Below are 19,767 nucleotides of genomic sequence, written 5' to 3'. Positions count from 1 at the left end.
CTTCATGATATGTTCACAGCTACTCTTTTGGTTATTAAAAATAAAAAAAATTCTAGGCGTCAGCCTAGAATTTTTCATTATGCTTCGTATTTTTTAAAGATGATTGTTGCATTGTGACCGCCAAATCCAAGTGAGTTGCTTAGCACCGCTTTTACTTCTTGCTTACGCGCTTTGTTTGGAATGTAGTCTAAATCGCACTCTTCATCGGGTGTTTGATAGTTAATTGTTGGAGGAAGAATACCGTCTTGAATTGCTTTCACACTAAAAATAGCTTCTACTCCACCAGCAGCTCCTAGCAAGTGGCCAGTCATTGACTTTGTTGAACTAATTGCTACTTTTTGAGCGTGGTCACCAAATACTTCTTTAATAGCCATCGTTTCAAATTTATCGTTGTACCCTGTACTTGTACCGTGAGCATTGATGTAATCAATATCACTTGGCTGTAGACCTGCATCTTCAATCGCATGACGCATTGCACGAACGCCGCCTTCTCCTCCTGGAGCTGGCGCTGTGATATGATGAGCATCTCCTGTTGAACCATAGCCCACAATTTCAGCATAAATACGTGCGCCGCGTGCTAATGCATGTTCAAGCTCTTCAAGCACAATAACACCCGCACCTTCTCCCATAACGAAGCCGTCGCGGTCTTTATCAAACGGACGAGATGCTGTTGCAGGATCTGGATTTGTAGAAAGTGCTTTATTCGCACAGAAACCAGCAATAGATAAACGCGTGATTGGTGCTTCCGTACCGCCCGTCACCATCACGTCTGCATCTCCGCGTTGAATGACTTTAAATGCATCACCAATAGAGTTTGTACCTGTTGCACACGCCGTTACCGTACAAGAGTTCACGCCTTTCGCCCCTAAAGCAATAGAAACTTGTCCTGTTGCCATATCAGGAATCATCATCGGAATAAAGAATGGACTTACACGGCGGGCACCTTTTTCTAATAACGTTGAATATTGATTTTCAAACGTTTCCATACCGCCAATTCCAGATCCAATCCAAACCCCGACGTTTGGAGCAATCTCTTCCGTAATAGTCAAATTCGCATCTTTAACAGCCGCCAATGCAGCTACCATCGCATATTGAGTAAAGCGATCCATCTTACGAGCCTCTTTGCGGTCAATAAAATCTTCCACGTTAAAATCTTTTACTTCAGCCGCTACTTTAGCAGGAAATTCATCTGCATCTAGTCTTGTTAAAGGACCAACGCCAGACACGCCTGCTACTGCGTTTTTCCAAGCTGTTTCTACGTCATTTCCAATTGGTGTAAGCCCACCAAGTCCTGTTACAACTACACGTTTTTTATTCATCGTACATTCATCTCCTTCAGTTGCTTTAAAAATGTAGTGTTATTTTCCCCATCTAATGGCAATAGCTCCCCATGTTAAGCCGCCTCCGAAGCCAACCATTACAATTAAATCATCGTCTTGAATTTTCCCTGCTTCAAGCTCATGAACAATTGAAATTGGAATCGATGCTGCTGATGTATTGCCGTAGTATTGGATTGTTTTAGACATTTTTTCTTCAGGCAAGTCTAATCGCTGTCTTGCAGCTTCCATAATACGAATATTCGCTTGATGAGGTACAAGAAAATCAACATCCTCTTTTGTTAAACCTGCTTTTTCAATTACATTAACAGCAGATTCCCCCATTTGTCGAACAGCAAACTTAAATACTTCACGTCCGTTCATGACAATATGATCAAGCTCGTTTTGATACAAGTGCTTGCCTCCTGTACCGTCGGATCCTAGTTCAAAGGATAAAATACCTCGTCCTTCTGACACAGGTCCCATTACAACTGCACCTGCTCCGTCTCCGAATAAAACAGCCGTGTTACGGTCGTCCCAATCTGTAATCTTAGAAAGCTTTTCTACACCGACCACTAATATATGCTTGTAAGCATTAGTTTCAATAAATTGCTTAGCTGTAATCATGCCGTACATAAATCCTGCACATGCTGCACTCACATCGTAAGAAGCTGCTTTTTTTGCTCCCAATTTTTCTTGCAGCATACATGATACTGTAGGAAACGGTTGATCTGGCGTTACCGTAGCAACAATGATCATGTCAATATCTTCTGCCTCGACGTTAGCTTTATGTAAAGCTTCAACTGCTGCTTTATAAGCTAAATCAGATGTGTCCTCGTTATCGGCTGCAATTCGGCGCTCTTGAATACCTGTGCGCGTACGAATCCACTCATCTGATGTATCCATTACTTTTTCAAGATCTAAATTTGTTACAACTTTCTCTGGTACATAACGTCCAATTCCTAGAACACCAGCGTTCATATCAACCTCTCCTTTAAATAAAAGGCTTATATTCCTATAAAACCTATATCTGTCATTTCATTTACCGATTATATAATCAATTATTATGAGTTGGTACTAATTTTACTTCATTTTTTATTTTTTGTCTATATGGGTGTTCGTCCTACTCAGGTATCTATCATGCTACATATAGTAATCATACGGGTCCCTCTTACTCTAGTATGGGACATTAGGTAAGAACTTACCCACCATTAAAATAGTGAAAGGAATGAGTATCATGGCAAGAAGACAAAGAAATGAAGCTTTTTCTGATTTTATGTTTGGAGCTGGGCGCAGAAAATCAAGAGAAGAAAGAGAGCGAGAGGAGTGGGAAAGATTATTCAAACAAATCGATGAAATTGTACTCGCCGTTGAAGAACTAGCTCCTCTTCTTAAACAGTTTGCCCCTTTAGTCGATTTATTTTACAAACAAAAATAACAGCTCGGATTCTACCGAGCTGTTTTCTTTAGTTGTTTTCATTTTCAGCTAATGCATCTTGCTTGCCAAGCTCATAGGCGTCGTTCATTACTTTTGTCAGTAATGTCAATACCGGCTGTACGTGTTCCATTGATAACTCAACGCCTGTTTCATCTAAAATCTGCTTTGCTTCTGGCAAGTACTTCATTGCAATTTGCATGAATTGCATATTTTGCTCTTCCATAGTGAAATCTCCTTTATTAAAAACATTTATTCCTCCTTATATTAGCGAATCTATTCTATAAGTACAACTTTCTCCTTTAATGAAGAGGTAAAAAGAATGTTCTCATATGTTTTTTTTGCAGGTAAATGCCTTCTTTAGCCGTTACTTTGGAAGAAAAATGTAGCAGTTCTTTCGCTTTCCTGCTGATTTCATATTTTTCTTGAGCCGCTTCTTCCTTCACCTCCATATGAGTAATGTTTGCTCCAGCGCTCCAAGGCTGTAATTTTTCTTCAACTAAATGAACCACTTCATATGAATATGCACCAGTTTTACAGCGTCTGAGTGCACTGACGGCGTCTTCAATATAAATAATAAAATCCGTGCCTTCCATAATGGTAAAATCTTCCTCGTACCCGGCAATATTTTTAGAATAGCACATTGACAAAGGCTGCCAAGGTCCGTAAAGAGTGGGCGTTCTGACAATCATAATGGGCCATCCATCATCTTTATATTTTTCTATCATTCGCTCAAAATGAACGTATAGCCTTCCTTCACTACTGTCCGGTTCTGGAATCGTTGTTTCTTCAATCTTTCGCTGCTGGTCTCCAAATACGCGCATGGTAGAAACAAACACAAATCGAATGTTGAATTGACGGCATTTATTAAGTGCTTGAATGAGTACTTGCTGCGCTTTTTGCATTTCTTGTCTTAAAAAATCAGGATGATAAAAATCTCCTCCATCGAAATACGTGAAGTAGACAATATCCGTTTCTGAGGTAATCATATCTAATGAATCGCCTACTTCAGTCGATACATAATTAGCGTTTCGCCCTAAGAAAAATTTCATCTCTTCCTGCAAATCATCTTCTTCTTTATGAGCAGAATGTGTATATCCTTTTACTTCTGTACCTTCGTCTAAAAAAGTCATACATAAATGAAAACCAATAAAGCGGTTTGCCCCTATTACTACTACATTTCCCATATCGCTTCCTCCAATTCTTCATTCATCATTTATTAAACAAAAGCTTAAAGCCCTATAGTTATAGAGAGTACTCATTCCTTATTTCAAAGTAGTTCATCCCTAAAAACATCATGAACTCTCTTTTTCCTTTTATCTCTTATACAAAAAGCCCCTATGATATGTATAATCATAGAAGCTTTGCTTATAACACTTTTTCATGCTGTTTATAAAATTGGAGAAGGGACCGTTCAAATAAATAGTTTTTTTCAGGCAAATAAAGTGAAAGCATAATCGGAGAGTGAAGTTCTTCACGATGTAGTTCATATTTTTTACTGTGTGCAATTGGATAATGAGTAGAGGCATTAGGCGCGGTCCATATCTTCACGGGCAGCGTTGATTTTAATTCCGTAACGGAAGGGTACTCCTTAATTAGCTTTGATACTTGCTTCCGCTCCACTTTATAAGCTTGAGTCAAGTCCTTCGTGAATTGTTTATAAAAGAATTTATTGTTTTTTTCATGTTCTGCATGCGTATGAAGATCAATACACGGATTTAGTAAACCAGCTGATCGAATGAACGTATTCCCGTCATTTTCCATTAGCTGCAGCGCTAACAGAGCCCCCATTCCTTCAGCTAAAATATGAATTCGTTTATTTAAAATTTCTTGTTTCATTACTAAATGATAAAGTTGTTTTGCAAGGTGATATGCTTCAGGAGACCCCCAATGCCGGCCATATAAATTGGAATAAAATACTGTGTATCCTTCATCTTGTAAACATTGCAACAGCTGTGACCTTCCGCCGTGCTGAATCCATAAGCTAGTTGAACTTTCAACAAAATGATCTTTATCACCCAGTACTAACACACCGAAACCATTCGGTCGTTCAGGGACATGTACGACATTCCATTGCGTATCTAAGCTAAAAAAGCGTCGATGTATCATAGCTCTTCCTCCGTAACTTACTAGTTGTTCCATACAGTGTATGATAGAACCATAAAAAAGCGCACTAGAATAATGCCTATTTCTGACTTATTGCTCTTTTGTTTCTGCATGGGAGCACGCCCCTTATTTATTCATAAAAAATTCAATTTCTTATTTGACTGCTATATGCTAAAATGAAATCAAACTGTACTGTAAACGAGGTGAATAGAATGCGTGTCGTAATGGCTTTTGTTTGGGGCTTTTTACTAATGAATATGGCAGTGTACGTAATCTCTGCAATGACGGGCGGTACTTACAGTTTCGCAACCGCTTCCATCCTTGGAGTAGTTTTCACGCTAGTTGTAATTTTGATTGGAGAACTGGGTGTACCGAATAAACCAGCAAATAATCAACACTAAAAAGTGTTGGCTGTAAAGCCAGCGCTTTTTTTATTTTTTGGCATAGGTTCTTCTCAGTACTTTCTTTCCTTACCTCGTATTCAAGACATAGGACTGAGAGTGCTTTTCTCTATCTATATATAGTCGGAATCATTGATTATCCCAAACTTTAACTATATAATTTTAGAATAATCAAACTATTAACTTTAGGAGTGAATACTGCTGTGACTAAAGAAAAAATTGGTTTTATCGGAACAGGCGTTATGGGTCAAAGCATGGCCGGGCATTTAATTGACGCAGGATATGAAGTCCTTGTTTATACACGAACAAAAACTCGTGCTCAAGCACTACTTGAAAAAGGGGCCAAATGGAAAGAAACCGTTCAAGAAGTGGCCGAACAATCTGATGTTATTATCACCATGGTAGGCTATCCTCACGATGTAAAAGAGATTTATTTGGGAAAAGACGGCATTATACATAATGCAAAGAAAGGCTGCTATACAATTGATATGACGACATCAAGCCCTATACTTGCTCGTGAGATTTATCAAGCAGCAAAAGAGAAGCACATTCATGCGCTTGACGCTCCTGTTTCAGGAGGAGATATTGGGGCTCAGAAAGCAACCTTAGCGATTATGGTAGGAGGCGATTCTGAAGCATTCTCTGCCGTTACGCCTATTCTTGAAAAAATGGGGACAAATATCGTTCTTCAAGGAAGCGCCGGTGCTGGTCAACATACAAAAATGTGCAATCAAATTGCTATTGCCTCTAATATGATGGGTGTCTGCGAAGCGATACTTTATGCTGAAAAAGCCGGATTAGATCCGAATACCGTTCTAAAAAGTATTGAAACAGGCGCAGCGGGAAGCTGGTCGTTAAGCAATTTAGCTCCTCGCATGATTAAAGGAGACTTCGAACCAGGCTTTTATATTAAACACTTCATTAAAGATATGAAGATTGCCATTGAATCAGCTGAAGAAATGGAGCTGTATACACCCGGGCTAAAATTAGCAAAATCGCTTTATGAACAGCTCGAAAAACAAGGCCAGGATAATAAAGGAACACAGGCTCTGTATACCCTTTTAAAACAGCATGCCCTAACTGTATAAAGACAGGCAGCTCATTACGAGCTGCCTGTTTTTATTAATGATTTACGCTTCATTTAACGAATTCATAAAACGACTGAATGCGAGCTGCCCTTCAGCAGTTTGTTTAAACACACCTGCATGCTCTAAAATAGTCGCAAAGATCAAACCGAGCTCTTGTTGAAGAATGCTTTGGACATTTTCCACTTCAATATGCGGATATTTTTTCTTGATGTGTTCAGCCCACTTCACGTGTTTTTTCACTTGATCATGCCTGCTGGCTACTTCACTCAGGTTATTCTGAACTAACCCTTTGGCCACTAGACTCATTTCGTCTTTCAAACGACCGGGTAAAACCGCAAGCCCCATTACTTCAATTAAACCTATGTTCTCTTTTTTGATATGATGAACTTCTGCATGCGGATGATAAATGCCATCTGGATGCTTGCTGTTTGTTCGATTGTTTCGCAGTACTAAATCTAATTCGTACAAATCCCCTCTTTTCCTAGCAATAGGCGTGACCGTATTGTGAGGAGTTTGATCTGTAAAAGCTAAAATACCAGCACTTTGATCACTATATGATTTCCATTTCTTCAAAATGAAATCCGCTGCTTCCACTAATGGTGCAAGGTGCGAACTTTGAAGACGAACGACCGACATTGGCCAATGAACAATTCCAGCTTTCACGTTTGGATGCGCTTCAAGAGAGAACAATTTATTTATTCTTGCTTTAGCCATAGGAAACTCATGATAGCCTCCTTGAAAGTGATCATGCGTTAAAATAGATCCTCCTACGATGGGTAAATCTGCATTTGACCCTAAAAAATAATGTGGGAATTGTTCAACGAAGGCAAGCAGCCGCTTAAACGTTTGCTTTGAAATATGCATAGGTGTATGCTCACTCGCAAAAACAATGGCATGTTCATTATAATAAACGTAAGGTGAAAACTGCATGTACCACAGCTCTTCCTGCAATTCCACAGGGATAATCCGGTGATTTTGGCGAGCTGGGTGGTTAATGCGGCCTGCATAGCCAGCATTTTCTTTACAGAGCAGGCATAGCGGGTAGTTGCTTTCTTTCAGTGATTTGCTTGCTGCAATTGCTTTTGGATCTTTTTCCGGCTTAGATAAGTTGATAGTAATTTCAAGTTCTCCAAAGTCAGTGTTTGTTACCCATCTTTCGTTTTTAGCAATTCGATCTCTGCGAATATAGTGAATGTCTTTTGACAGCTTATAATAATAGCTTGTGGCTTTTTGAGGGTTTTGCTGATAGTGATCGTAAAAGGTTCGATTAACCTCTGAAGGCATGCTTGCAAAGCATCCCATTATTTTGGTATCGAATAAATCTCTATATGTGATAGAATTATCGGCGATTCGATTGTTTTCGGCAGCCCAATCAAGCATGTTATCTAAAATAGCAGCTGGATGTTCCAAACGTTCTTCTTTAACTTCTACCGTAATACATTCGTCGAGTTCTAACACTTCCAGCAGTTTATTTCTCACCACATCTATATCCCATTTTGTTACTAGATTCTTTTGTAAACCATATTGAATAAGTCGGGTGATTTCTTCATGAATGTTGACTGACATACACTCGTTCCTTTCTCTATCTGTTTTCTCTTATACTGCTTCTAATGTGAGTTCACGCGCTCCTTCTCCAACCGTAACCACATAAAATTCAGCTTCTAAACTCGTTTGCTTATAATAAGCGTCTTTTACTTCTTCAATAAATCTATCAACCTGTGCTTTTTTTACGATACTGATTGTACAGCCGCCAAAGCCTGCACCCGTCATGCGTGATCCAATCACACCTTCTTGCAACCAGGCTGCTTCTACAAGAGCATCTAATTCTTTTCCACTTACTTCATAGTCATCTCGCAGCGAACAGTGCGACTCATTCATCAATTGACCAAATCCTTTTAAATCGCCGTTTTGCAATTTAGCAACCGCTTCTTTTGTGCGTTCATTTTCATATACCGCATGTTTAGCGCGCTTACAATCTACTTCTTTTTGTATTAAAGATTTGTGCTTTTCAAATTGTTCTTTCGTTAAATCACCAAGCGAATCAATGGAAAGTGAAGTTTGCAAATCTGATAGTGCTCTTTCACACTCCATACGGCGCTCATTATATTTTGAATCTGCCAGCCCTCTTCGCTTATTTGTGTTAGAAATAACGAGCACAGCATCTGTTAACTGCAGCGGGCTATACTGGTATTCAAGAGTCTGGCAGTTTAACAATACGGCTTGATTTTCTTTTCCCATTCCAATTGCAAACTGATCCATAATCCCGCAGCTTACGCCGATAAATTCATTTTCAGCTTGCTGCGCCATTTTTACAAGGTCCATCATATCAATATTCAATTCAAGAATTTTATTTAAAAGTACGCATGTGACTAACTCAATTGATGCCGACGATGAAAGCCCTGCTCCGTTAGGAATGTTGCCGAAAAACAAGATATCAAAACCAAAAGGAAGATCATATCCGTGCTTTTTAAAGGTGTCCATTACTCCTTTTGGATAATTAGCCCAATCATCCTCGGTTTTGTACGTTAATTGCTCTAAAGAGGATTCAATAACGCCTGCTTCAGAGAAGTTTTTAGAGTACATACGTATTTTTCGATCATGACGTTTTTGTACTACCGCATACGTTCCTATACTCAATGAACAAGGAAAAACATGCCCTCCATTATAATCAGTATGTTCTCCAATTAAATTGACACGCCCTGGTGCAAAAAAGCAGCGAATAGCTTCTGACGAATGAAATATTTGTTTGAACTCTTCGATTAATTTTTCCAGCATTTATTATCACCTATTTTAAGTAGTTTTTTGGAAACGGATTCATATGTACATTGTAAAGTCCAATTTTCCTTGCCTCAATGGTAAAATTCCTATCGATAATCGGTACTTTTTTGCTTATCACTTTAAAAATGATTCTTTTAAATTGATGATGAACTGCTCTTGCGCCAAAAAGGTGTTATCTTCATGGGAGCCTTGACTTGCAAATTATAAGAAAATAATAGATTTAGAGACATTCACTAAAAATAATCATGATATTTTCAAAAAATTATAGAAAAATGAAAGCGATTACGTTAAAGTAAGAATTAAGTACTACTTTATTTCAAAAAGAAGGTGAAAATTTGCTCTCACATTTCCAAGCTCAAGAATATTCAACGTACGCATACAGGTTTTTAGAATCCCGCACAAACGAAGTTGCGCAGCTCTGGTCGGTTGGATGGGATGAAGTTTTCTCGCCCCTTTATAACTGGAGCGGAAATCAGCGAAAAGATGTAGGAAAATATATTTTTCAATACACGGTTTCTGGGTACGGGATGATTGAAATAGATGGACAAGAATATAAAGTGGATGCTGGAAAAGCATTCATCGTCAATATACCTGGAAATTATCGCTATTACTTACCAAAGGAAAGTGAAAACTGGGAGTTTATTTTTCTTACATTATACGGAGATGAAGTACAAAAATGCTGGGATTATATTCAGTCAACCCACTCCCCTGTAATTCGATTTCACCCTGAATCAGCACCTGTTCAGCTGCTTGCTCAGATATATAAGAGGGCAAGTGAAAAACATATAGCAGATCCATTTCATGCCTCAAGCTTATCTTACCGCTTTGTAATGGAGCTGTATCAATATATTAAAAGCATGGACAGTTTTACAGAGGATTGGCCTGAAAGTATCATTAGCTCTATTTTATTTGCCCGCAATCATTATCATGAAGAAATCGGTCCGGATGAAATGGCAGATGCAGCTCATTTATCTCGCTATCATTTTAGCCGGTTATTCAAACAAACAACAGGGATTACGCCGATTCAATATTTAACGAAGCTTCGCATTCAAAAAGCGGCCGAGCTATTGCATCAAACCAAGTATTCAATCGAAGAAATTGCTGAAAACGTCGGCTATGCAAATGCCAATTATTTAACAAAAGTATTTCGTAAAACAACCAATATGACACCCGGGCAGTATCGAAAAAGTGATGCATCCATTGATGAACACTTTGCATTACCAAAATAAAAACGACTTCCATAAAAGGAAGTCGTTTTTATTTTTTATCGGGAATTTCTACTACCACAGAACCTTTTTCGTAAATAAAAGTCAATTTTTTACCCGGGATAATCATATTTTCTAAAATATCTCGTGCAGCTTGAAGTGCAAACTCTGTCCGTTCTGCCTTTTCCTGCACTTCTTCATTTTCAGCTTGAAGATCATTTTTATCCAGCGCTCTTATTTTAGTTAATGCCTGATCTATAAAATCGTATGCTTCGTCATATATAAGCTCTATACGGTCCTTCATGTGCTCATTCATGCTCCTTTGCCCATTTTGTATTATCATAAATGAATTAGATATATTCTACAACCTAAAACTGAATAAGTTTTTACGCTTAGCTCTCACGTATTTTTTTTATTTATTTTAAAAGGGATGCTGCTCTTAATAGCAAAAAAAGACCATTCAAATTATCATGAATGGCCTTTTGAGAAAACTTATACGCTGACAACAAACTCATCATCTTTTACATCAACTGTCACTTGACTATAATCTTCAATTTGCCCTGCAATTAATTCTCTGGCAATTTTTGTTTCAATATATTTTTGAATAAACCTTTTTAAAGGGCGCGCTCCGTATACCGGATCAAACCCGGAGGCCGCAATATGATTTTTTGCTTCTTCTGTTAACATTAACGAAATATGACGATCGGATAAACGCTTTTCAAGCTGAAGCAATAGCTTATCAATAATTCCCTTTACTTCATGAACAGTTAGCGGTTTGAATAAAATCGTGTCGTCTACTCGATTTAAAAATTCTGGGCGAAAATGCTGTCTTAATTGAGCCATCACTTGCTCTCTGGCTTTTTCAGTAATCTCGCCTTCACTTGTTAAACCATCTAATAGAAATTGAGAACCAATATTTGACGTCATAATAATGACCGTATTTTTAAAATCAATGACTTTTCCTTTTGAATCTGTTGCTCTTCCATCATCTAGTATTTGAAGGAGCACGTTAAATACTTCAGGATGAGCTTTTTCAATTTCATCTAACAAAACGACTGAATAAGGCTTGCGTCTCACCGCTTCCGTTAGCTGTCCGCCTTCTTCATACCCTACATAGCCAGGAGGCGCTCCTATAAGCCTAGAGACCGCATGCTTTTCCATGTATTCAGACATATCAATACGAACCATTTGTTCTTCACTGTCAAATAACGAATGTGCCAACGTTTTGGCTAGCTCCGTTTTTCCTACTCCGGTAGGTCCTAGGAAAATAAATGATCCAATTGGGCGGTTCGGGTCTTTAATGCCTGCCCTTGCGCGAATCACAGCATCTGTAACTAAGGATACGGCTTCGTCCTGTCCAATCACACGCTGCTGTAAAATTGACTCAAGCTTCAACAGCTTTTCTCTTTCTCCTTCAACTAGTTTCGACACCGGAATTCCCGTCCATCTTCCTACAATTTCAGCAATTTCTTCTTCCGTTACTTCTTCTCTTAACAAACGGTTTTCTTGTGCTTTTTCAGCAGCTGTTTCTTCCAGCTGTTTTAGTTCTTTTTCAAGAGCTGGAATGCGTCCGTGGCGAAGTTCGGCTGCTTTATTTAAATCATATTTCCCTTCAGCTTCTTCTAGGTCTCGCTTCGCTTTTTCAAGCTGCTCCCGGACATCTTGCACCGTTTGAATCGACTGCTTTTCTTTTTCCCACTGCAGCTTCATTGTATCTGCACGTTCTTTTAAATCAGAGACTTCTTTTCGAATTGCCTCTAACCTTGTGATGCTTGCTTGATCTGTTTCTTTACTTAATGCCGCTTCTTCAATTTCAAGCTGCATGACACGTCGCGTTACTTCATCTAATTCTGATGGCATCGAATCAATTTCTGTTCGAATAGTTGCGCATGCTTCATCAATTAAATCAATTGCTTTATCAGGTAAAAAGCGATCTGAGATATAACGATCCGACATAACCGCTGCTGAAACAATCGCCCGGTCATGAATATTTACACCGTGATGAATTTCAAATCGTTCTTTTAAACCACGTAAGATAGAGATTGTATCTTCTACTGAAGGTTCTTCAACCAGCACCTGTTGAAAGCGTCTTTCAAGAGCTGGATCTTTTTCAATATACTGACGATACTCATCAAGAGTTGTAGCTCCTATACAGTGAAGTTCTCCTCTAGCAAGCATTGGTTTTAAAATATTCCCTGCATCCATCGCTCCGTCCGTACGACCTGCTCCAACGATTGTATGAAGTTCGTCAATAAATAAAAGAATTTGACCGTTGCTTTTCTTAACTTCTTGAAGAACAGCTTTTAAACGCTCTTCAAATTCGCCTCTGAACTTCGCTCCTGCTACTAAAGCTCCCATATCTAATGAGAAGATGGTTTTATCTTTTAATCCTTCAGGCACATCTCTACGAACAATTCGCTGTGCTAGACCTTCAACAATCGCTGTTTTACCAACGCCAGGTTCTCCAATCAAAACTGGATTGTTTTTTGTTTTTCGCGATAAAATGCGGATAACGCGGCGAATTTCTCCGTCTCGTCCAATGACTGGATCAATGTTCCCTGCTCGTACTTCTGCCACTAAGTCTCTTCCATATTTAGCTAACGCTTCATATGTAACTTCCGGATTTTGACTTGTAATTCGCTGATTTCCTCGAAGGCTAGTAAGCACATCTTGCAAAGCTTTTTTTGTTATACCGTGACTTGAAAATAACTTGCCATATTCACTAGAAGACGGTTCCTGTGCTAAGGCTAAAAAGATGTGCTCAACTGAAACATAATCATCTTGCAGACGAGATGCTTCTTCTTGAGCTTTGACAAACAGCTGCTGGAGTTTATTTGTAATATAAACTTTCCCTGCTTCAGCTCCACTTCCTGTAACAGCAGGTTTTTTCGCAAGCAGTTGATTTACCTGCTGCTGAAAAGATTGATGATCTATATGTAAATGATCTAATATGCGAGGAGCAATACCATCTTGCTGATGAATAAGCGTATAAAGCAAATGAGCAATATCCACTTCCTGCTGATTTCGTTTAATAGCTTCGGACTGCGCTTCCATCACGCCTTCTTGCAATTTTTGGGTCATTTTATTTATGTCCATTGAACATCCTCCTTCGATACATTTGACCTTTATTGACCTTTATTTCATTATACCCAGCAATGGGAAAACAAGTAAAGCCATTCAATTTAGAATGGCTTCTTTATTTTTTTACTATTTAAGGCTTGCGCATGTATGTCCAGTGGCGATCATCGTTTGCCGTCTCTGGAAAACGCTCTCCTGCTTTTAATTTAACCTTTTGAGGATTATTTACGTTGCTTCCTGTTTCACCAATTTCAATATACACTCCGTTATTAGGAGCTTTTTGACCCGGTGTGAAATGACGATTTTGTCCCATTGTCCTGCCTCCTCATTCCTGAAATGAAATGTTCTCCTATACTATTCCCTTAAGATTTCCGTTTCATAATGGAGATGTTTTCATATTAGGAACAGAACAGAAAAGAGCAGACCTTTAGATCTGCCCTTTTGTATCAATGAGTAAATTTAATAGCTTGTTCAATTTCAGTTTCTCCGGCTAACATTTCAAACGTTTTTCCTATCGTAGCTTCTTCGTTTAGGCATTCTACAAGCACGGTTGCTACATCTGCTCGAGGAATCGTCTGAGATTTATCTTCAATATCATTATTGATATCAATTTTTCCAGTAGCTGAATCATTCGATAAAGTTCCTGGTCGTACAATTGTATATTGCAGATTAGACTGCTTTAAGTATTCATCCGCTATCGCTTTAGCACGCAGGTAAAGTTGTAAGCCTTCTGGTCCTTGTTCAGGTGCATCTGTTCCCATTGAACTTAACATAACAAAGCGCTTCACACCTTGATTTTTTGCTTCATCAATGATATTTTTAGCACCGTTTTGATCCACAGCGATTGTTTTTTCGTCTCCCGTATGTCCTCCAGAACCTGCTGCAAATATGACAGCATCCATACCTCTTAAAGCATCTGAAACATCTTGCTCCAAGTCACCAAGTACAACGTTAGCGCCCAGCTTTTTTAAAGCGTCTGCTTGTTTTTCGTCGCGAATCATCGCATAAGCTTCATGCTGCTTGCTGTTTGCGACTTTTTCTACCACTTGTTTTCCCGTTGTTCCGTTTGCTCCAACAACTAATACTTTCATCATAAATCACCTTTCGTTCTGTTTAGTATACAACTGGTGTTCCCACAATTAATTCCCTTTAAACAAAAAAACCTTTCTGATATTCTCAGAAAGGTTTTTTTCTTAGCCTAAAATTGCTTGAAGCAAGGCCTTTTGTACATGCATACGATTTCCAGCCTGCTGGAAAACAACCGAATTTGGTCCGTCAATAATGCTTGCTGTCACTTCTTCTTCACGATGCGCAGGCAAGCAGTGGAGAAATAAATAGTCTGACTTCGCATGGGCAGCTAGCTCTTCATTGACTTGATAAGGAGCAAATATTTTCAAGCGCTGCTGTGCTTCTTCTTCCTGTCCCATACTTGTCCACACGTCTGCATAAATAGCATCGGCATTTTTTACAGCCTCTACAGGATCTTTTGTAATCGTAACCTTCGCACCCGTTTTAGCAGCTACTTCATTAACATAAGCTGTTACAAAGTCTTTTGGCTCATATCCGTCAGGGCATCCAATTGAAATATCTATTCCCATTTTTGCACATGCAATCATTAAGGAATGCGCTACATTATTTCCGTCTCCAACATAAGCTACTTTTAGCCCATCAAATGATTTCTTGTGCTCGTAAATCGTTAATAAATCAGCTAGAGCCTGACAAGGATGATAATCATCTGTCAAACCATTAATAACGGGAATGGATGCGTAATCTGCAAGCTCTTCGATCTTGCTATGTTCAAACGTACGAATCATGATAGCATCGATGAATTCAGATAGTACGCGTGCTGTATCAGCAATCGTTTCTCCGCGTCCAATTTGTAAATCCTGGCTGCTTAAAAAGAGGGCGTTTCCTCCAAGCTGCATCATTCCCGCTTCAAATGAGACTCTTGTTCTTGTTGAAGATTTTTCAAAAATGAGCCCCAGCGTTTTTCCTTTTAACGATGTGACGATTTCACCATTTTTATGCTTTTCTTTCAGCTCAATGGCGCTTTCTAAAAGTGACATAATATCGTCTGATGATAAATCTTTAAGCGTAAGCAAATCTTTTCCCTTTAAATTCGTATTTACCGATACTGTACTCATGATACTGTCACTTCCTTTTTAGTTTTTTGAAACCATTCTTGTAGTGATGAAACGTGATATTCATCGACTTGGAACGATTGGAAAAATAGCGAAGCCGTTTCTGCCTCCGTCATAACCATTAAACCGTGTTTTAATGCTGACATACGGCTTTCTTTATCTTCAGGCTGTAAACTTACATATAATAAAGCTTCTTTCGTTTTTACCCATTCACTAACTTCTTTATCTTTAACAAGAGTTAATCCCGCGCTTTGCGCAAGTTCTTCAAGGCCCTGTGCTTCTCCGTTAATATACACTTCTGCAGCACCTTTTTTACTTAACACATACTGATGGAATACTTTTTTTGCTGCTTCTTCAATCGTTGAAGAAATCGCAATTCCTTCACCAGTTGACTTCATTTCTGGTCCAACAAGCGGATCAACTCCTGATAATTTACTTGTCGAAAACACTGGAAACTTAATAGTTGTATAAGCCGGATCCGGCAATAAACCTAGCTTCTCGCTAATTTCCGACAATGATTTCCCAAGCAATATTTGAGTTGATAGCGAAACAAGCGGCGTGTTGCACACTTTGCTTACTACAGGCACTGTACGGCTGGCACGCGGATTAACTTCCAGCATGTAGACTTCATCGTTGTAAATAACATATTGGATATTCATAATCCCTTTATATTGAAGTTTGTTTACAATTTTTTGAGCGTAGCTCACCATTTTTTCTTTATGTGCTGCTTCTACTGTTTTTGCTGGTAAAAGCGCATAGCTGTCTCCTGAATGAACGCCGGCTTTTTCAATATGTTCAACGATTGTCGGAATCAACACATCTTTTCCGTCTGCTACAACATCAATTTCTGCTTCTTTTCCAGGGAAGTAAGCATCAATAAGCATTGGGAAATGAGACGCTTTAATAGCTGGTAAACAAGCCTGCAGCTCCGTTTCATTTTGAATTGTCAGCATTCCTTTTCCGCCAATGACGTAAGAAGGACGAATAAGTAATGGGAATCCCATAGCTTTTGCTTTTTGTACAAGTTCTTGCTCATCTTTCGCCATTTCACCTGGGATATGCGGAATATCACAGTCGTCTAAGAGCTTATAAAACAGGTCGCGATCTTCAAGTGCATCAATAACATCATTTGTAATCCCTAGTAAATTGACGCCAGCTTCTTCTAGCCCTTTAACAAGCGAAATAGCCGTTTGACCTCCGTATTGAACAATTACATCCGTCACATTTTCAGCATCAAGAACGTTTAGCACATCTTCTACTGTTACAGGTTCAAAATATAAGCGGTCTGCTACTTCAAAATCCGTACTTACCGTTTCTGGATTGTTGTTAATTAAAATTGTTTCGTATCCTTCTTTTTCAAGAGCTAACACACCGTGTACAGAGCTGTAGTCAAATTCTACTCCTTGGCCGATACGAATCGGTCCAGAACCGATAATCGCAACTTTTTTATTCGTTGATGGTTCAATCTCACTCTCGCCATAATAACTAGAGTAGAAATAAGCCGTAGAGGATTCGAACTCCGCTGCACATGTATCTACCATTTTGTAGCTTGGCGTAATATGTAGTGCTTTACGTTTCGCTCTTACGTCAAGCTCTGGCACGTTCCATACGCTTGCTAGATACGCATCTGTAAAACCATGCTCCTTCACTTGCTTGAAGTGTTCAGCTGTAATGGAATCAAAACGTACTTCCTTCAAAGAGGCTTCCATTTTAATCAGCTGCGTAAAGTGTGTTAAATAGAAATAATCAATTTGCGTTACTTCATGGATATACTCAGGCGTTGTACCGCGACGTAAAAGCTCAAGGATAACAAAAATACGCTCATCGCTTTGTTCGCCAAGCTTGCTTTTTAATTCATCCGTTGAAAGTTCTTGCAGTTCTTCTACTTCCAATCCTTGTAAATCAATTTCTAAAGAAGACAGTGCCTTTTGGAAGCTACGTGTAAAGTTACGGTCAATAGCCATTACTTCTCCAGTTGCTTTCATTTGCGTGCCAAGCGTTCTCTCCGCGTAGAAAAACTTGTCAAACGGCCATCTTGGAAATTTCACTACTACATAGTCAAGAGCTGGTTCGAAGCTTGCATATGTGTCTCCTGTTACAGGATTTAATAACTCATGAAGCGTGTAGCCTACTGATAGTTTTGCAGCAATTTTAGCAATCGGATAGCCCGTTGCTTTTGATGCAAGAGCAGACGAACGGCTCACACGCGGATTTACTTCAATTAAATAGTACTGCTTGCTTTTTGGATCAAGCGCAAACTGAATGTTGCAACCTCCAATAATGCCAAGCGATGAAATAATTTTAACTGAAGCCGAACGAAGCATTTGATATTCCACGTCGGTTAACGTTTGAGAAGGAGCAACAACTACCGAATCTCCAGTATGAACACCCACGGGATCAATATTTTCCATGTTACAAATTGTAATGCACGTATTGTTCTCGTCACGCATAACCTCGTACTCAACCTCTTTAAATCCAGCGATGCTTTTTTCAATTAAGCATTGAGTAATAGCACTTTCACGTAAACCTGACGCTGAAAGTTTTTCAAGTTCTTCCATAGAATGAGCAATTCCTCCGCCCGTTCCGCCTAACGTATAAGCAGGACGTACAATAACAGGAAAACCAATTTTCTCGGCAAAAGCTAATGCTTCTTCTACTTTTGTGACAACTTCACTTTCCGGCACCGGTTCATTTAGTTCATTCATTAATGCACGGAACTCTTCACGGCTTTCACCTTTTTTGATTGATTCAATCGGTGTTCCTAAAAGTTTCACATCGTATTTTGGCAAAATATTTTGTTCATGAAGCTCAAGGGCTAAGTTTAAACCCGTCTGTCCGCCTAATGTAGCTAACAAACCATCCGGCTTTTCTTTTGCAATAATTTTCTCTACGCAGTCTACTGTTAATGGTTCAAAATAGATTCGATCTGCTACGTGAGTGTCCGTCATAATCGTAGCTGGATTATTATTGATTAAGATAACTTCATAACCTTCTTCTTTTAATGACAAGCATGCCTGAGTTCCTGAATAATCAAATTCTGCTGCTTGCCCAATTACGATTGGTCCTGATCCGATTACTAAAATCTTTTTTAATGTTTGGTCTTTAGGCATATACTTTTCCGCTCCCTACTTGCTGTACTTTCGTCATAAATTCATCAAAGATATACGTGCTGTCACTTGGTCCAGGATGTGCTTCTGGATGATATTGAACCGAAATAACAGGAAGGTCTTTATGCATTAAACCTTCAACCGATCCGTCATTCACATTTTTAAATCGAACGCTTAATGGCGTAGACGTAATCGTCTGTTCATCTACGACATAGCTATGGTTTTGAGACGTCATACACACTTTGTTAGTCGTTAAATCAATTACAGGCTGATTAGCTCCTCGGTGACCGAACGCCAGCTTTTTGGTTTCTGCCCCAAAAGCAAGCCCAATTAACTGATGTCCAAAGCAAATTCCCAAAGTTGGATACGCTGAAATAATTTCTTTTAATTCATCCAGCTGACTGCTTACTTGAGTTGGATCTCCAGGTCCGTTTGATAAGACAATGCCATCCGGCTGCAGCTCTTTTACTTTTGAAGAGCTTGTAGAATAAGGAACAACCGTTACTTTGCACTCTCGATTTAGCAGCTCTTGTAAAATTGATTTTTTATAGCCAAAGTCCATTAATACAACGTGTTTTTCACCGTTTCCGTAAGTAACAGGCTCTTTTGTTGACACTTCTTTTACTACATATCCATCGCATTCAGCAGTAAATGCTGGCGGCTCAGCAGATGCCGAAAAGGCAGATTGCATCGTACCTTCTTTTCGAATTCGTTTTACGACCGCTCTCGTATCCACATGTGTAATAAGCGGAATGTTCCATTTCTTTAAATATTGTTTGAAGCTGTACATCGCTTCGTAATGGAACCCTTCATCTGAACATTCGTATACGACAACGCCTGCTACGTGAGGCTTTTTGCTTTCATAATCTTTCTCATTGATACCATAGTTCCCAATCAAAGGGTACGTAAAGACGATAATTTGATCTTTGTAAGATGGATCAGTCACAACTTCTTGATAACCAGTCATTCCAGTAAAGAAAACAATTTCTCCTTCTGCCTGGTGCGTTGCTGTATGTTCAATGTGTCCGGCGAACGAATCGCCGTTTGCTAAGTGTAAATATCCGTTCATTGTGCATCCCTCTTCGAATAATTATTTATAAAACAGAATTTTT

The 19,767-nt window shown here is 39.0% G+C and carries 18 protein-coding genes; 4 read left to right on the top strand and 14 right to left on the bottom strand.

Going from position 1 to position 19,767, the window contains the following annotated elements; genetic code table 11:
• Positions 1-77: 77 nt before the first annotated feature.
• Entirely contained in the window at positions 78-1,319 is a 1,242-nt protein-coding gene (fabF, locus tag CEQ83_RS03520) for a beta-ketoacyl-ACP synthase II (protein ID WP_028412374.1), read from the bottom strand.
• 39 nt (positions 1,320-1,358) lie between these two features.
• Complete coding sequence (locus CEQ83_RS03515; protein WP_013081747.1) at positions 1,359-2,297, bottom strand: beta-ketoacyl-ACP synthase III; 939 nt, start codon at positions 2,295-2,297, stop codon at positions 1,359-1,361.
• 256 nt (positions 2,298-2,553) lie between these two features.
• Between CEQ83_RS03515 and CEQ83_RS03510 the strand changes: the two genes are divergently transcribed.
• Positions 2,554-2,754, top strand: a complete 201-nt coding sequence (locus CEQ83_RS03510) for a hypothetical protein (protein ID WP_028412375.1) — start codon at positions 2,554-2,556, stop codon at positions 2,752-2,754.
• 28 nt (positions 2,755-2,782) lie between these two features.
• Here the strand turns inward: CEQ83_RS03510 and CEQ83_RS03505 are convergent, their stop codons facing one another.
• From CEQ83_RS03505 to CEQ83_RS03495, 3 genes are all read right to left on the bottom strand, one after another.
• Complete coding sequence (locus CEQ83_RS03505; RefSeq protein WP_013081746.1) at positions 2,783-2,977, bottom strand: ComZ family protein; 195 nt, start codon at positions 2,975-2,977, stop codon at positions 2,783-2,785.
• A gap of 76 nt (positions 2,978-3,053) precedes the next feature.
• Positions 3,054-3,938 (bottom strand): NAD-dependent epimerase/dehydratase family protein, encoded by an 885-nt coding sequence (locus CEQ83_RS03500; protein ID WP_028412376.1) that lies wholly within the window; start codon positions 3,936-3,938, stop codon positions 3,054-3,056.
• Positions 3,939-4,119: 181 nt separating this feature from the next.
• On the bottom strand, positions 4,120-4,860 hold the full coding sequence (locus CEQ83_RS03495) for a hypothetical protein (protein WP_013055401.1): 741 nt from the start codon (positions 4,858-4,860) through the stop codon (positions 4,120-4,122).
• A 209-nt stretch (positions 4,861-5,069) separates the two neighbouring features.
• Between CEQ83_RS03495 and CEQ83_RS03490 the strand changes: the two genes are divergently transcribed.
• Positions 5,070-5,258, top strand: a complete 189-nt coding sequence (locus tag CEQ83_RS03490) for a YjzD family protein (RefSeq protein ID WP_028412377.1) — start codon at positions 5,070-5,072, stop codon at positions 5,256-5,258.
• Positions 5,259-5,461: 203 nt separating this feature from the next.
• Positions 5,462-6,346: an NAD(P)-dependent oxidoreductase gene (locus CEQ83_RS03485; protein WP_033578041.1), complete on the top strand. Its 885-nt coding sequence runs from the start codon at positions 5,462-5,464 to the stop codon at positions 6,344-6,346.
• Between the two features lie 42 nt (positions 6,347-6,388).
• On the opposite strand, the gene galT is transcribed toward CEQ83_RS03485, so the two are convergent.
• Positions 6,389-7,912 (bottom strand): UDP-glucose--hexose-1-phosphate uridylyltransferase, encoded by a 1,524-nt coding sequence (galT, locus tag CEQ83_RS03480; protein WP_033578040.1) that lies wholly within the window; start codon positions 7,910-7,912, stop codon positions 6,389-6,391.
• Positions 7,913-7,942: 30 nt separating this feature from the next.
• The gene (locus CEQ83_RS03475) at positions 7,943-9,121 is read right to left on the bottom strand and encodes a galactokinase (protein WP_098113541.1); all 1,179 of its coding nucleotides are present in this window, start codon (positions 9,119-9,121) and stop codon (positions 7,943-7,945) included.
• A 338-nt stretch (positions 9,122-9,459) separates the two neighbouring features.
• Here CEQ83_RS03475 and CEQ83_RS03470 point away from each other — a divergent pair, with 338 nt between their 5' ends.
• Positions 9,460-10,353: a helix-turn-helix domain-containing protein gene (locus tag CEQ83_RS03470; RefSeq protein ID WP_013081740.1), complete on the top strand. Its 894-nt coding sequence runs from the start codon at positions 9,460-9,462 to the stop codon at positions 10,351-10,353.
• 28 nt (positions 10,354-10,381) lie between these two features.
• Here CEQ83_RS03470 and CEQ83_RS03465 read toward each other — a convergent pair whose 3' ends face one another.
• From CEQ83_RS03465 to CEQ83_RS03435, 7 genes are all read right to left on the bottom strand, one after another.
• Positions 10,382-10,633 (bottom strand): hypothetical protein, encoded by a 252-nt coding sequence (locus CEQ83_RS03465; protein WP_014461601.1) that lies wholly within the window; start codon positions 10,631-10,633, stop codon positions 10,382-10,384.
• Positions 10,634-10,821: 188 nt separating this feature from the next.
• The gene (clpB, locus tag CEQ83_RS03460) at positions 10,822-13,425 is read right to left on the bottom strand and encodes an ATP-dependent chaperone ClpB (protein WP_098113542.1); all 2,604 of its coding nucleotides are present in this window, start codon (positions 13,423-13,425) and stop codon (positions 10,822-10,824) included.
• 115 nt (positions 13,426-13,540) lie between these two features.
• Positions 13,541-13,720 carry a YjzC family protein gene (locus CEQ83_RS03455; protein WP_013055394.1) on the bottom strand — a complete coding sequence of 60 codons (180 nt, stop codon included), beginning with the start codon at positions 13,718-13,720 and terminating at the stop codon, positions 13,541-13,543.
• A 133-nt stretch (positions 13,721-13,853) separates the two neighbouring features.
• Complete coding sequence (locus tag CEQ83_RS03450; protein ID WP_028412382.1) at positions 13,854-14,498, bottom strand: SDR family oxidoreductase; 645 nt, start codon at positions 14,496-14,498, stop codon at positions 13,854-13,856.
• Positions 14,499-14,600: 102 nt separating this feature from the next.
• Positions 14,601-15,551 (bottom strand): ornithine carbamoyltransferase, encoded by a 951-nt coding sequence (gene argF / locus CEQ83_RS03445; protein WP_028412383.1) that lies wholly within the window; start codon positions 15,549-15,551, stop codon positions 14,601-14,603.
• Entirely contained in the window at positions 15,548-18,658 is a 3,111-nt protein-coding gene (locus tag CEQ83_RS03440; RefSeq protein ID WP_098113543.1) for a carbamoyl-phosphate synthase (glutamine-hydrolyzing) large subunit, read from the bottom strand. The genes argF and CEQ83_RS03440 overlap by 4 nt, the downstream gene beginning before the upstream one ends.
• The gene (locus CEQ83_RS03435) at positions 18,651-19,724 is read right to left on the bottom strand and encodes a carbamoyl phosphate synthase small subunit (protein WP_028412385.1); all 1,074 of its coding nucleotides are present in this window, start codon (positions 19,722-19,724) and stop codon (positions 18,651-18,653) included. The genes CEQ83_RS03440 and CEQ83_RS03435 overlap by 8 nt, the downstream gene beginning before the upstream one ends.
• Positions 19,725-19,767 lie beyond the last annotated feature (43 nt).

The sequence above is a fragment of the Priestia megaterium genome (genome assembly GCF_009497655.1).
Classification (GTDB): domain Bacteria; phylum Bacillota; class Bacilli; order Bacillales; family Bacillaceae_H; genus Priestia; species Priestia zanthoxyli.
Note: the sequence above shows the minus strand (reverse complement) of the source record. Positions and strands in the feature narration are given on the sequence as shown.

What these genes read in the sequence shown, in the direction of transcription:
- fabF (WP_028412374.1), bottom strand. Translation starts at nt 1,319, where the DNA reads ATGAATAAAAAACGTGTAGTTGTAACAGGACTTGGTGGGCTTACACCA.
- CEQ83_RS03515 (WP_013081747.1), bottom strand. Translation starts at nt 2,297, where the DNA reads ATGAACGCTGGTGTTCTAGGAATTGGACGTTATGTACCAGAGAAAGTT.
- CEQ83_RS03510 (WP_028412375.1), top strand. Translation starts at nt 2,554, where the DNA reads ATGGCAAGAAGACAAAGAAATGAAGCTTTTTCTGATTTTATGTTTGGA.
- CEQ83_RS03505 (WP_013081746.1), bottom strand. Translation starts at nt 2,977, where the DNA reads ATGGAAGAGCAAAATATGCAATTCATGCAAATTGCAATGAAGTACTTG.
- CEQ83_RS03500 (WP_028412376.1), bottom strand. Translation starts at nt 3,938, where the DNA reads ATGGGAAATGTAGTAGTAATAGGGGCAAACCGCTTTATTGGTTTTCAT.
- CEQ83_RS03495 (WP_013055401.1), bottom strand. Translation starts at nt 4,860, where the DNA reads ATGATACATCGACGCTTTTTTAGCTTAGATACGCAATGGAATGTCGTA.
- CEQ83_RS03490 (WP_028412377.1), top strand. Translation starts at nt 5,070, where the DNA reads ATGCGTGTCGTAATGGCTTTTGTTTGGGGCTTTTTACTAATGAATATG.
- galT (WP_033578040.1), bottom strand. Translation starts at nt 7,912, where the DNA reads ATGTCAGTCAACATTCATGAAGAAATCACCCGACTTATTCAATATGGT.
- CEQ83_RS03475 (WP_098113541.1), bottom strand. Translation starts at nt 9,121, where the DNA reads ATGCTGGAAAAATTAATCGAAGAGTTCAAACAAATATTTCATTCGTCA.
- CEQ83_RS03465 (WP_014461601.1), bottom strand. Translation starts at nt 10,633, where the DNA reads ATGAAGGACCGTATAGAGCTTATATATGACGAAGCATACGATTTTATA.
- clpB (WP_098113542.1), bottom strand. Translation starts at nt 13,425, where the DNA reads ATGGACATAAATAAAATGACCCAAAAATTGCAAGAAGGCGTGATGGAA.
- CEQ83_RS03455 (WP_013055394.1), bottom strand. Translation starts at nt 13,720, where the DNA reads ATGGGACAAAATCGTCATTTCACACCGGGTCAAAAAGCTCCTAATAAC.
- CEQ83_RS03450 (WP_028412382.1), bottom strand. Translation starts at nt 14,498, where the DNA reads ATGAAAGTATTAGTTGTTGGAGCAAACGGAACAACGGGAAAACAAGTG.
- argF (WP_028412383.1), bottom strand. Translation starts at nt 15,551, where the DNA reads ATGAGTACAGTATCGGTAAATACGAATTTAAAGGGAAAAGATTTGCTT.
- CEQ83_RS03440 (WP_098113543.1), bottom strand. Translation starts at nt 18,658, where the DNA reads ATGCCTAAAGACCAAACATTAAAAAAGATTTTAGTAATCGGATCAGGA.
- CEQ83_RS03435 (WP_028412385.1), bottom strand. Translation starts at nt 19,724, where the DNA reads ATGAACGGATATTTACACTTAGCAAACGGCGATTCGTTCGCCGGACAC.